The sequence below is a fragment of the Psychrobacter sp. NPDC078929 genome (assembly GCF_050267985.1).
In the GTDB taxonomy this organism is placed as follows: Bacteria; Pseudomonadota; Gammaproteobacteria; order Pseudomonadales; family Moraxellaceae; genus Psychrobacter.
The window spans coordinates 21,311-35,235 of record NZ_JBNNFX010000003.1 but is presented as its reverse complement, the minus strand read 5'-3'; the positions used below and the strand labels follow the sequence as shown (position 1 = coordinate 35,235).

Sequence of the window (13,925 nt, the reverse complement as noted above, 5' to 3'; positions counted from 1 at the left end):
ACGCCCTTGATGCTTTATGTTCTTAAATTTTATTAAGCTTTTTTATTAATTTAGTTAGCATCGCGGTAGAGTACCGAAAAACCTAATAAGCATAGTTGTGATATCTTAGCTTTTTAGAAATGCCTCAATTTTTGGTTTAATAGTCATAGAAACAATGACCATTAACGTCAATCCTACTGGTAATGCAACTAGAAATCCTTCTAACCAGCCATTCAAAAATGCTGTTTGATTGGCAAAACCAATCGTCTTTGAGGCAGTACTAAAGGCCAACATAGACTCCATTATACAAGCCATTAATATACCTGTAATGAGATTGCGCTTGTACGCTTTGGTATTAGGTAGCTTGTGATTAATGTATTTTGTGACCAGACCCATCAGTAAAAAGCCAATCGGCATAATCGCATACGCTGCAAGTAGCGCTCTAGACCAGTCTATAAAAAATGTATCGGAATATCCGATATTCATATAGGTCATCACACCTGTTAAGAGACCACCTATGACAGTCATTAAGGCAAGTATTAATAACACTTTATAGAGCAACGGTGTTTTTTTAATGCCATCATTCTTAGCACCACTATTTTTATTGCCATCAATGAGCAGGGTCTCGGTATTTGCCGGCATAGTATTTGGAGCCATCGTTATTTTCCTATCATCATAAAGAGCGATTAGTTAGTCGGTGTTTTTTTCTGCCTGTCGATCGCTTACAGATTGATCTTCTGCAACACCTGCTTTCCAGTAAGAAAAGGCATATAGCTCATCCTTAGACCACTGTTGCTCGACCTTTAGGTAATGGCGTAGCGCTTTGACAGATGAGAGTTCGCTAGCGATATAAGCAAAACGGCTCTGCTCTTCAGTTGGCAAATCGAGAGATTTTACTGTGTCGATTAATTGGCTGCCTTGTGTTGGATCTGGGTTATGTAACCATGTCATGGTGATATTGGCTGCTGTCGACAACTTTTGTTCATCTTCTACACCGTGTACTTCGATGATGCATTGACCAGTCGCGCTGGCAGGCAAGGTTTCTAGTATTGAGCCGAGCACAGGTATCGCTGTGGCATCGCCAATCAGTAGAAAATTATCTGCATCAGGACAAAGCGCTTTGGTTTTAGGCTTCATTAAGATACCAATCTCGTCGCCAACCTCAGCATGAGTAGCCCAACCTGAAGCAGGCGCCTCATCACCATGAGCGACAAAATCAATCCAGATCTGTTGTTTTGCCACATCGGCGCCGCGATGAGTATAAGTGCGGACAACGAATGTAGTATTGTCATTTAGGTCAATTGACTGAGCTTTATCGACAGGAATAAGTACTTTGTTATTTGCGCCGACTGTCATAGTCGCGATATTGGCAATAGTATCTGCTTGGCCTGTGAGGTATATACGGATGTAGTGCGGAGTAATCATTTGCTTGTGAGCAACGGTCATGATTTCGCGTACTGGTTTTTGATTTATTATGTGATTCATATGGATCTGTCCTTACTTATTTATCGGTAGTCTTGCTGCTGCTAACGTTGTCTATCATGGTGCGACTGACACGGAAAAATAACGCAAGCTCTACGAGGCTTAAATCTTTCGTTAATTGCTGTCTTGTCCATTCTTCTGCTGCATCAAGCTTTGTCATAACCTCTTCGCCTTTAGGAGTCAGTTGTAGTAATTGGCTGCGACCATCAAGCGGGTTGTCTGTCTTTAATATTAGCTCAGCCGCCAATAGGTCATTTAAGGCGCGGGTGATTTGAGCTTTGTCTCGCTGCATGTGTTTAGAGATAGATAGCGCAGTGCTATTTGGGTTATAACAAACACCTTTTAAGGTTCTGATATTGGTCACGGACAACTCCACACCTTGCTGACGAATGCCTTCTAGCAGCAGGTTGGTATAGGTATGCATCAATTGATGTAGTGTTTCGCTCAATGAATTGTTAAACATAAAAACTCTTTGATATAGTTGATAGAAGCAACTATATAGAATAAGGTTGACAGTGTCAACTATAAAGTGATTTTTGAAAGAGTGTGTCTATCTATAATTTGATAATTTTGAATAAGAGAAGATAGTAGAAGGTAAAGTAAATAGGGGTGTATATTGAACGAGGAGCTCTCGGATTAAAGGGATTTATGACTAGGAAACTTGGTAATTAAGGATCTTTATAATTAAACAGCTTTGCAATTAAAAAAATTGCAATTAATAAACACAGTGATTAATAAGCACATTGATTAATAAATTCTATAACTAAAAAAGCAGGCACAAAAAAAGCTGAGATATACTCAGCTTTTTTATTTTTAACGATTATCAAAAGCCTATTAGCTAGGCTCAATATTTTTCTGAAAATTTAGTCATTTTCAAGGAAAGAGCGCAAGTGTTCAGAACGTGATGGATGACGCAATTTACGCAATGCTTTCGCCTCAATCTGACGAATACGCTCACGCGTTACATCGAACTGTTTACCGACTTCTTCTAGAGTATGATCGGTTGGCATATCGATACCGAAACGCATTTTTAGGACACGCGCTTCACGTTCAGTCAGGTTGCCGAGTACATCACGAGTCGCTTCTTGCAGACCAGCAGCAGTCGCATCATCGACAGGGCTTGAGATCGTACCATCTTCGATAAAATCACCTAGGTGCGAATCTTCATCATCACCGATCGGAGTTTCCATAGAGATAGGTTCTTTGGCAATTTTCAGTACTTTACGGACTTTAACTTCGTCCATCTCTAAGCGTTCGCCTAATTCCTCAGGTGTTGGCTCGCGCCCCATTTCTTGTAGCAATTGACGTGAGACACGGTTGATTTTGTTGATGGTCTCAATCATATGCACAGGAATACGAATGGTGCGCGCTTGGTCAGCAATAGAGCGGGTAATCGCCTGACGAATCCACCATGTGGCATAGGTCGAGAACTTATAACCACGGCGATATTCAAACTTATCAACGGCTTTCATCAGACCGATGTTACCTTCTTGGATAAGATCCAAGAACTGTAGACCACGATTGGTATATTTTTTGGCGATAGAGATAACCAGACGTAGGTTAGCTTCAACCATTTCTTTTTTCGCGCGGCGAGCTTTTGCTTCACCAACAGCCATGCGACGTGCCACATCTTTCATATCGTGGATTTTCATGTCGAGCTGCTGCTCGTAATCACGGATACGACGTTGTAATAAAATAACGTCATCAGTGACTTTTTCTAGCGTACCAGCAAATGCAGGCTTACCTTTGATACGTTCAATCAACCAATCAACGTTGGTTTCATTGCTAGGGAAGGTCTTACGGAACTCTTCACGCGGCATACGACCACGGCGAATCACCAAACGCATGATCTGACGCTCTTGCTTACGCACGTCATCATAGACGTCATGCATGATAGCCATGACTTGATCTGACAAGCGGTTGTTTAGCTTTAACATCATAAAGCGTTCAGCAAGTAGGGCATACGCGGTATCAGCCTGTACGCTACCACGGCCATAATCAAGCAATGCTTGCTTGGCTTTAATAAATAGATGCTCGATCTCTTCTAGGCGTAAACGAACTTCTTCTGGATCAAGACCGCTGGTTTCTTCTTCAGCTTCGTCTTCAACGTCATCTTCATCTTCGTCGTCATTATCAAGCGCGGCTGCTTTCGCATTGACCTTAGCTTTGATAACCGGTGGGTTTTCTTTTTCTTCTTTGATGCGTTCACGCTCTTCTTTCGCCGCTTCCTTTGCTTCTTGAGCTGCGATTTTGTCTTCTTCGGTCTCAGGGTCTAAGAAACCAGTGATGACGTCAGATAGCTTTTTTTCGCCGTCTTGGACTTTTTGATACTCGTCAAGGACAAACTGTACGGTACCAGGCCAGTAAGACATGGCATGCTGTACATCACGAATACCTTCTTCGATACGCTTAGCAATGGCAATCTCACCTTCGCGAGTTAGTAGGTCAACCGTACCCATTTCACGCATATACATACGTACAGGATCAGTGGTACGACCAGGCTCAGTTTCAACAGAGGCGAGTACTGCCGCTGCCTCATCTGCTGCCATATCATCATCACTTGAATCATCGTTCATCAAGATGTCATCGGCATCAGGAGCTGATTCAAAGATTTTGATACCGACATCGGTCAGCATTTGCACAATGTCTTCGATCTGATCGCTTTCGGTAATAGAGTCGGGCAGCTGGTCATTCACCTCAGCGTAGGTAAGATACCCTTGCTCTTTGCCCATTTGGATTAAGGTGGCCAGTTGAGATGTGGACTTAGAAACTGACTTATCGTTCATAAATACTCGCTTACTTGCATCGGACATTTTTATATTGTGACTCGCTATCGCTCGCTCTTTGCGTTGATCTTATCAATCGATTGATCAAAATATGGCGTAGAGGTTGTCAATAATATCAAAAATGAGTTGATATGAATAAAGGCTCAAAACACTACAATAACAATGCTGATAAACAGCTAAAAATTAGAAAAGCTAAAAAGACTTCAATACAGTACCTAAAAAAATATAGTACTTAAAATTTAATACTCAAAAATAGTATCTAAAAGCTGATACGTAAAAATAATACCTAAAATTTGTGCTTAACGATGCATGCTCACAATCATTCACCAAGCAGTGCTGTCAATATACAGCGACACAGTTTAACACAGACCACAGTCGTCAAGCACGAGCTAGTGATAGCTACCGACCGTTTTTTACTGATTATTTGCCATCAGCTAAATGATTTAGGAGCGACTCATGCTACTGGGCATAATCATTAGTAGTGGGGGCAGCTGCTAGACTTTTAAAGGGTCAACATTTGAAATTAAACATTAAGACTGCACAGTGACCATCTGTGCCGATTGCTCTGCCTGCTGTGCGCGTAGCCAATCATTCAATAATTGGGTTTGTTTACGGACGATCGCAAGCTTAATATGATCTGGGTTCTGTATCAGCTCTTGTATTTTTTTCTTCATGTTGCGCTCAAGCAGCTGGCTGACTAGCTCTTCGATTAAGCCATCAAGCCCCAAAATATTGCGCGCAGTTAGCGCTTTGTAGAAGCCGCCCCAATTACGGCTAAGCATATCTTGAGTCGCAGGTCTTACGTTTGATAAGATAAAATGCGCCGCTGCATTGACGTCTTTTGGTAGGTAATTAAGACAGCGCTTGATAGTGCTTACGATGTCTAGCAGAGCAGCATCTTGCAAGTCTTCCCACGCAAGCGGACGCAGTGTATCGGGTGAAGCTTTTTGTTTGATATGCGCAGGTAGGTGTAAGCCATTAATTCCTGACTGTTGCCAAATCGATTCAATAGGGTCATCGATTAACGCGCGCGGCTGAAACAAAAAACAAAGCTGCAATTGCTGACTGATGGTCATATCACCATCAAAATCTAGCAGCGCATCTTTGGCCTCGACATTCTGACTGCGTTTACCGCCAAGCTTTTGATAGACATCATTGTTCAGCAAATAGCGAAAGCTACTGCCTTTAGGCAAGGCCGTGGTCAATGAGCGTACTTGCGACATGAGCTTGGCTTTACCCTCAGCCAAACTCAAATCATAACGCTCACTTAAGTATGCAAAAATATACTGTGATAGCGGCATGGCATTAGCGATTTGCTCACGCATGGCATCGCTGCCCTGACTCTTAATAAAAGTATCAGGATCATGATTGTTAGGCAGGGTTAAAAACCGCAGCTCTTTGTCATCGGCCAGTACAGGCAGCGCAACTTCAAGTGTACGCCAAGCGGCTTTTTGTCCTGCGCTATCTCCATCAAAGCTCAAAGTAAGCGTTGGATTGAGTGTCAGTAGACGCGATATTTGGCTTTCATTAATCGCTGTACCCATCGAGGCGATTGCCCCATAGATACCTGCTTGATAAAGAGCGATCACATCCATATAGCCTTCGACCACTAGCCAGCTATCTGCGCGCTGCTGACGTGATTCATAATAGCCGTATAGTACATGCTGCTTATGAAAGACGGGTGAGTCTGAGGAGTTGATATATTTAGGCTTTACTTCGTCATCAAGCGATCGACCGCCGAAACCAATAGTGCGGCCTTGGTTATCACGAATTGGGAAGATGACTCGGTCTCGCAATAGATCGTAGTCGCGGCCAGACTCTGACTGACGTACCAATCCTAAGGCTTTTAGTCCTTCAATATCCTGCGGAAATTGATGCTCAAGATGCTGCCAACCAAATGGCGCATAGCCAAGACCAAAGGTCTCAAAGATGTCTTCAGTGATACCGCGCGATAAAAAGTAGTGCTTGGCATGGGGGTGCGTGATCAGATTGTGCTGATAGAACTGCTGGATTTGCTCTAGCAGCTCATATAGGTTGCCATCTTTATCATCGCTTTGCTCAATGCCATGAGCGTCCTGCATACCAGCGCCAGTATTCGTATCTGTCAGCCATGCTGGTGGATAGCCACTGTCATCTGCATGGTTTGGCGTATACGGCTCTGAGGAATACGAGTCCATCGAGTAGGAGGCTGAATCATACGCCTCTAATGGTGGAAAGTTCTCATAGCCCTGATTGTCATCATAACTGGGCTGATCGATGTAATTTTGGTCACTTTGGACGACATTATTTTGATGACTGTCTTGATAAATGCCTTGACGATTATTTTGATGATTGTCTTTATTTGTACCGTCTTGGCTTACTTTGCTATGTTCTACAGTTGGGCTAGGCACATTGTGAACTGGTGGCGGTGCAATAGGTTTGGGTGCGCGACGTTGATAACTAACGTTTTGCTGTTCTTCTTTCGGTACTTCAATGCCTGTTTGCTTTGATAGTTCATTAACAGCTTCAATAAATGTCAAATTTTCATAATCACGCAAAAAACTGATGGCATTGCCACCGACGCTACAGCCAAAGCAGTGATAGATGTTTTTTTGTGGATTGACATAAAAGGAAGGCGATTTTTCACCATGAAAAGGGCAGCAGCCTTTATATTCACTACCAGCCCGTTTAAGCGTGGTGTGTTTGCCAATGATGCTGATCAGGTCAGCTTGGCTATTTAATTGTTCAAGAATATGGTTAGGAATGCTCATACAAAAAACAGTTTACCATAGGTCGATTATATTGGGGCAGAGGTAATAAGGTACTGCTAGAAAAATAAGGCCAACATAATGTTGACCTTATTATCAATGAATACAGACTGTGTTAGCTAGGCTAAGCTAAGAAGAGACTTAACGTAATCAATTATTATCCATATCACTCACACTGTCGTCATTTAGCGTAGTGCGACGTGTCGGATTGGTATTTAGGGGATCGACGTTGGCTTCTCTTGCAGTTGAGCCAGTGCTTGATTGACTGGTTACGCGCTCAGCTGACGCTTCAGGTAGACCTAAGCCTACGCTAATACCATTACGTGCAGCAGCATTATTGGCGACTGGAGTATTAGCAGGCGTCGTGTTAGTCCCTGCTAGTCTCAACTGAGCCGCATTACGAATCATTTGTGTCTTAGTTGCGCCGTTATACTCGCCAGATGCGACTGATTTGTCAGTCGTGTTCGAACGACCAAGCTTGCCAAAGGTGATCTTGTTGAGCCAAGTACGGTCACGTTTGGTGCTTAATTTCACACTACCATTGCTAGTTAGCATTTCTGGGTAGTTGATCTGCAACAGCGTTTTGTACTCATTGGCCAAATCGGTTAGACCCAGTTTTTCATGGCTATAAGCTAGTACCGCAAGAGCATCTGGGGTTGACTCACTCAGCGGGTAGTACTGGAATACCCATTTGGCACGGTTAACCGCTGCTACATAAGCTTCACGCTCGATATACCAGTTGGCTGCGCTCATTTCGCTCTCAGCAAACTGATTGTAGATGAACGTCATACGTTGAGCGGCATCTGGTGCATACGGGCTGTTTGGATATTTATTGATAAGCTCTTGGAAGTTGGCAAAGGCAATACGCAAATACGCGGTATCACGCTCAGCTTGGTTCAGTTTAAATAGCTTTAGGCTTTCAGATGAACCTTCCATATTGGCAACGCCGCGCACATAGTAGGCGTAGCTGACTTGTGGGTTAGACGGATACAGGCGGATGAACTGCTCAGCACTTGCTGCCGCCATTTCATACTTGTCGCCTTCGTATTGTGCATACATCATGTCAAGCAAGGCTTGCTCAGCGTACTGTCCGGTTGGGTAGAATGTGCGTAGATTGGTCAGCTCTTCGATACCTTGGATATAGTGACCTTTGTCAATCTGATTGACGGCCTCGTTATAATATCCTTGCTCTGATTTTTCAGCTGTTTCTACTGCCTCACCATCTTTGGCGCCAGTTAGATTTTTGAAAGTCTGGCAACCCACTAGATTGACGCTAAGCGCCAGTAGGGTTATTGAGGACAGTTTGATAAACGTATTGCCAACAGCTTGCATACTTCTTCTCCGACACAAGACGCATAATAGCAGCGGCGCTATTATGCTATATAAAAGGTTAGTGATAAAAAACGACGCTAAATAGTCAGCGATCCACTAGCAAAAATTTTTTATCGAATGCAGTTTTTGTTATGACGTATTGTAATGATAGATTGGGCCTGATACATAGCGCTTTTATAGTAAGCCAGTCATAGACCACATGCATTTAACCATAATTAAACGGTTTAAATGGCAAACACGGTCAACAAAACCCAATGCTATTTTCAAACTGTATCTAAATACGGCATTCGCATACAGTGCCATAGCATACAGCAAAACATGGCTATACTTTATAGAATAACATTTGCTACGTCTATTTTTTCGCCATCTATATTGTATAGGCAGTTTAACATGAGCGGCTGTCACGAGCGATATCGAATGTCGCTAGCATGAGTAAATATACAGTAAATTACAGCAATGTCATGTTCTAGAGAGTTAAGCGATGCATCTTACAGCCCAAAGGTATGCTCAAAAATTATCAGATAGCATGCAGCTTCTATAGGGCTTATGCGTGTGACATGATACACTAGAGCGATATTGTCTCCGCTTTTTTGTACCTTGAAGATTGTTATCTGCTATTTATAGGTAAATGACGATAATCAAAAAACGACAATTTTTTATACTGCTATTTATAATACTATCTTCGAAGTCACCTCACAAAACACTGTCAGGGACTTTGCCATGTATCAATGTATCAATCCGCTATGAATAATGATGCCATGACTACCAATTTATCACCGAATCAATCGCTAGATACTGATTCATCAGCACAAGAGTCACCAATGCCAAATGATGTTTTGAACAATAATGAGCTACCTGATAATCAACCAATCATGAGTGATCAAGTGCATGATGATGCGCTTGATAATGAAGAGTTGCTCATCGATGATGGTAATGATCTGAACGATAGCGACATTGATGATAATGATATTGATGACAGCGACATGGACGGTGACGACGATGAAGCCCCAGTAGCGGGTCAAGCTGTACCAGTGATTGTAGATATGACGCATGTGGTCACAGAAGATCAAGCTGGTCTGCGTATTGATAAGGTCGCATCACAAGCGTTTTCAGACTTTTCGCGTGTACAACTTCAGAACTGGATTACTGACGGCAGTCTGCTTTATAACGGCAGTGTTCAAAAACCGAAAGTCCGTGTCAAAGCAGATGACGTATTGCATCTATCAACGACGTTACAGCAGCATGGCGAAGACCAACCAGAAAACATAGATATCGATGTTGTCTATGAAGATGATGACGTATTGGTAATCAATAAACCTGTCGGTATGGTGGTTCATCCAGGCGCGGGTAATCAAAACGGCACCTTGGTCAATGCATTGCTATATCATTATCCTCAGCAGCATCATTTACCGCGTGCAGGTCTCGTACACCGTATTGATAAAGACACCTCTGGATTGCTATTGATTGGCAAAACCAAACCTGCTCAGATGGCACTGATGGAACAACTAAAAGACAAGTCTGTTTATCGTCACTATAAATGTGTCGTAGCAGGGGACCAAGCAAGCTTATCTCGTCATCGTCGTATCGATGCGCCGATTGGCCGACATCGCAATCAGCGTACTAAAATGACGGTGATGACCGCTGGCCGCGAAGCGGTAACGCATCTACTAAATGTCACACCATTGAACGAAAACTACTGTCTACTAGATGTGGGGCTTGAGACTGGACGTACGCATCAAATTCGTGTGCATCTAAGTCATATTACTTATCCATTAGTCGGTGATCGTGTCTATGGTGGACGTCGTCAGTTGCGCTCTGGATTGACAGAAGCTCAGCGCCAAGCTATTAATAATTTCCCACGCCAAGCACTGCATGCCTATACGTTAGGATTCGTGCATCCGACGACAGGTGAGGACATTGAAGTCACGACGCCACTACCTGAAGATATGCAAAAACTGATGGCCGTACTAAGCGACGGTTATTATGAAGAGTAAACGCTAACGTTTACTAGATGAGAGGTGAGAGCGAGCAGCCATGACGAACACGTTCCCAATGACAATGATTGCGCAAATTGATGATGTGGCTGTTTTTCAGACAGCTGCTTTTGCGCATGATGATATTGATGACTCTGCTGCTAAAAACCAGCGTACAGGGTTTGAGGGTCAGTCAAATTATGGCGAGCTGAATTTAGGCCTTCATGTCAATGATAATGCACTGCAAGTATTAGATAACCGCATGAGTCTATTGGCTGCTATCAATGAGCAGCTGACAGGTAAGTCTGCACAGAACGAGCAGCATGCGGCTATTAATCGCTTACATTGGGTCAGTCAGGTTCATGGTAAACGTATTCATGATGTCGATGCTACTACGTTGAATATGGCGCCAATGTCTGCTGATGCGATGGTCAGTCAACAAAGTGGTCGCGGTCTGGCAATCATGACGGCAGACTGTGTACCGATTGTCTTATATCAGCCCACCAGTGGCAAAATCGCAGCGATTCATGCAGGCTGGCAAGGATTGGCCTGTGGTGTGATACAAGAGACTGTCAACCGCTTTACTGATTCAGGCCCTATACAAGCTTGGATAGGAGTGTGTATCAGTCAGGAAAACTATGAAGTAAATACAGACGTTCGCGATAAGCTATTGGCTGGGTGTATAGCCAATCAGACGTTATCACAGGCCCATATCGATAACTTTGTGTCGCTATTTTCTATATCGTCTTATGATGACAAAATAAAGCTGGATTTACCGAAGCTTGCTGCCATGCAGTTAGAAGCTGCCGGTGCTATAGTTGTGAATGATTTACCTGTTGACTGTAGTTACGCAAATACTCACTATTACTCGTATCGCCGTCAGACTCATATGCACCAGCCTGCCACGGGTCGGATGGCACTAGTCATCGTCCGTCGTTAGCAGCTTTATAGTCAGCGAACTACTAAACCGCTACGGTGTTACCCTCCCTAGAGGTACTATATGTACAATCTACGGTCGGCTGCCTTGTAGCTGTTTTAGATTTCTTTAACTATATAATAATGAGTAGTGGAAACAAAGTGATAAACAATAAAAAAACAGCAGATTATTCTGCTGTTTTTTATTTGAGTGCTACATTTGTATTAATACAAGGTCTGTATTAACACGAAATTTGGGTGGTGTTCTAAAAAGTATGCTGGCATTAGACGTAGCCATAATTGACATAAAAGAACACCAAATCAAACACCTTAAAGTGATTATCAAGCTTCTTAGAGAAACAACAGGTTTTTCTAACCGCCCGACGCAATCGGTGTCTAAAACGGCAGTTATTACCTTCAATGCCTACCGTATGAGATTTGCCAACTCGTTTGTGATCAAGTTTAAAGGCGGTTATAAAACTGTCCCAGTTATCCATGCTAATCGATTCATAGCTGACTGTAAGCTGCTTAAGACGCGCTCTTAACTTCTTAGCCGTTTTTAAGTCACGTCTGCCCCAAACATAAGCAACAATCTCATTGGTAGCACGGTCATAAGCATAAATAAGCCAAACTTTACGCTTTTTGCGATACACGTAAGTCCAGAATTCATCAACCTCTAAGCGTTCATAGTAGCGCTTCTTAGGCGCGATCTTATAAACAGATGAACCTATGGTACTAAGCACTTTTCCAATACTGACTGAGGCCATAACCGCTATGTCTCTAACACCGCAACCATGAACCGTCATTAGCCGTATTTTATCTTCTATTTGGGAGTGACAACCTTGGTAGGTTAAAGCATGATCACCAATGAATTGACGTTTGCAGTCCTTACACTGGTAGTTTTGCTTACCATAGCTTTTTATGCCATTTTTCTTTAAACTGGGACTGTGACAGTCGGGGCAGCTGATATCTATTTGTGTCTTCATAACCTTAAATATATCATCTTGCTTTGGCTGTCACCCTCCTTTTATCTCCTCAGCATACTTTCTGACACACCACCAAATTTGTATTAACAAACGGAGTCGCTAGATTTCGGCACTGATAGGCCAAATAGAGGACGTAAATACAGTGCCAAGAACGTACCTGCCATTGCCAGTATGCCCCAGATATAACCATGTAGGCTAAAAGAAGCGATACCACCAAAGTAAGCACCGATATTACAACCGAACGCGAGACGGGCGCCATACCCCATCATCAACCCGCCGATAACCGATGCTGCAAAGTTACCGGCAGTAATTTTAGTAAACTTGAACAAGCCACCCGCAGCAGAGGCGATAAACGCGCCAATGATAATGCCGATATTTAATACAGTGGTCGAATCTGCAAATATAGAAGCCTCAAGCGCCGCTGCATTAGCCCCTTGCCAATAGCCCCAGCTAGCCACATCCATGCCAAAGCCGCTTGCAATTTTAGAGCCCCACAATGTGAATGCTGACGTAATGCCCCACGGTTGACCACGTGTAAGTAATGTCAGACCGTTAAGTAAAGCCAAAACGATTGCGGCAGCAAATAGCGGCCAAGAACCACGAAAGATTCGTTTCCAACCAGACTCAGAAGGCACGGGCGCCATCTTCGGTGCGTTTCTTTTTTTCTCAACGACTAACGTCACCCATGCGATAATGCCGAATATTGCCAGCGACACCAGCCACGCCCCTGTATAGCCAAGACCTGTAGAGGTTGCCAAAGAGAAAGGCGCATAAGCGGGCATTTCTTCTGTCCAGAATGGCAAGTGATAAGCACCAATCGTGGCGCCCACTATGAAGAAGATAAAGGTGATGAACATAACAGAGCGTCCACCGCCTACTGCATAGAGCGTACCAGAGGCACAGCCGCCACCAAGTTGCATGCCGATACCAAATACAAATGCGCCTACAACTAGACTGACCCCTAATGGCGCGACATAACCTGCTACAGGACCGCCAAATAGCGTCGTGCCATAAGCAAGGATTGGCGCAAACAGCGTGACAGCAACCGCCAACATTAGCATGTGAGAGCGCATCGCTTGACCGTTGCCCACTGCCATCATACGTCTAAAAGCAGAGGTAAAGCCAAAGCGGGCATGAAAAAGGGTATAACCTAACAAAAGACCTGTGCCAAGTAGCAATGATTGAGAGATATGTTGAGTGACCAGTAGGTACGCAAGCACCATCAATCCTACGATGCCACCACCCATAATCAAGGATTTTTGTGGTGCATTTAAGGCCAAATCATCTCTGATGATAGGATCTTTTGTGTCATTTACAGGTTGAACGAGAGTAGTCAAGGTAATAGCTTCCTTATCCGATGATGTTATCAGATATCATTTTTATAAGAATTTATATGAGTATAGTTGCGCAGGTTTGCAGAATTGGAAACTGTATTTCTGTTAATTCGATTGATTTGGTTAAGCAGTAAGAAGCGCTACATCATAATCCTATTGTTATCAATGTAAATACGAAGTGGTTAGAAAAAGTAGAATTAGTATATGATGATATGGAATAAATAAACCGCTGTGTATATGACCTTATATCAATAGTTATCTATAGTGCTGATAATTATAGGTTTATCAGGTATCAGGAATTTTTTATGTCATATTATCAGTTAATGCGACTTATCCATTTATACAAAATATATTAAAAATATATGTGCTCTGATTAGTCGGACTTTAATAA

The 13,925-nt window shown here is 43.0% G+C and carries 10 protein-coding genes; 2 read left to right on the top strand and 8 right to left on the bottom strand.

From position 1 onward, the window contains the following. Nucleotides 1–105: 105 nt before the first annotated feature. The 6 genes from ACQKCG_RS02505 to ACQKCG_RS02480 form a co-directional block, all read right to left on the bottom strand. Nucleotides 106–636 carry a DUF2798 domain-containing protein gene (locus ACQKCG_RS02505; protein ID WP_427585010.1) on the bottom strand — a complete coding sequence of 177 codons (531 nt, stop codon included), beginning with the start codon at nt 634–636 and terminating at the stop codon, nt 106–108. 33 nt (nt 637–669) lie between these two features. Continuing rightward, nucleotides 670–1,464 (bottom strand): siderophore-interacting protein, encoded by a 795-nt coding sequence (locus ACQKCG_RS02500; protein ID WP_427551740.1) that lies wholly within the window; start codon nt 1,462–1,464, stop codon nt 670–672. Nucleotides 1,465–1,480: 16 nt separating this feature from the next. Next, the gene (locus ACQKCG_RS02495; protein ID WP_427585009.1) at nt 1,481–1,924 is read right to left on the bottom strand and encodes a MarR family winged helix-turn-helix transcriptional regulator; all 444 of its coding nucleotides are present in this window, start codon (nt 1,922–1,924) and stop codon (nt 1,481–1,483) included. A 400-nt stretch (nt 1,925–2,324) separates the two neighbouring features. Then, nucleotides 2,325–4,247, bottom strand: coding sequence for an RNA polymerase sigma factor RpoD (gene rpoD / locus ACQKCG_RS02490; RefSeq protein ID WP_101204784.1), 1,923 nt, complete (start codon nt 4,245–4,247; stop codon nt 2,325–2,327). A gap of 530 nt (nt 4,248–4,777) precedes the next feature. Continuing rightward, nucleotides 4,778–6,997, bottom strand: coding sequence for a DNA primase (locus ACQKCG_RS02485; protein ID WP_427585008.1), 2,220 nt, complete (start codon nt 6,995–6,997; stop codon nt 4,778–4,780). A 147-nt stretch (nt 6,998–7,144) separates the two neighbouring features. Further along, entirely contained in the window at nt 7,145–8,326 is a 1,182-nt protein-coding gene (locus ACQKCG_RS02480) for an outer membrane protein assembly factor BamD (protein ID WP_057759574.1), read from the bottom strand. Between the two features lie 758 nt (nt 8,327–9,084). Between ACQKCG_RS02480 and ACQKCG_RS02475 the strand changes: the two genes are divergently transcribed. After that, complete coding sequence (locus tag ACQKCG_RS02475; RefSeq protein ID WP_427585006.1) at nt 9,085–10,320, top strand: RluA family pseudouridine synthase; 1,236 nt, start codon at nt 9,085–9,087, stop codon at nt 10,318–10,320. Between the two features lie 40 nt (nt 10,321–10,360). Further along, a complete protein-coding gene (locus ACQKCG_RS02470; RefSeq protein WP_427585005.1) occupies nt 10,361–11,239 on the top strand; it encodes a polyphenol oxidase family protein in 879 nt (292 codons plus the stop codon). A 259-nt stretch (nt 11,240–11,498) separates the two neighbouring features. On the opposite strand, the gene ACQKCG_RS02465 is transcribed toward ACQKCG_RS02470, so the two are convergent. Both ACQKCG_RS02465 and ACQKCG_RS02460 read right to left on the bottom strand, forming a co-directional pair. Beyond that, nucleotides 11,499–12,200, bottom strand: a complete 702-nt coding sequence (locus ACQKCG_RS02465) for an IS1 family transposase (RefSeq protein ID WP_427585004.1) — start codon at nt 12,198–12,200, stop codon at nt 11,499–11,501. Between the two features lie 83 nt (nt 12,201–12,283). After that, on the bottom strand, nt 12,284–13,537 hold the full coding sequence (locus ACQKCG_RS02460; RefSeq protein WP_427585003.1) for a YeeE/YedE family protein: 1,254 nt from the start codon (nt 13,535–13,537) through the stop codon (nt 12,284–12,286). Nucleotides 13,538–13,925: the final 388 nt, after the last annotated feature.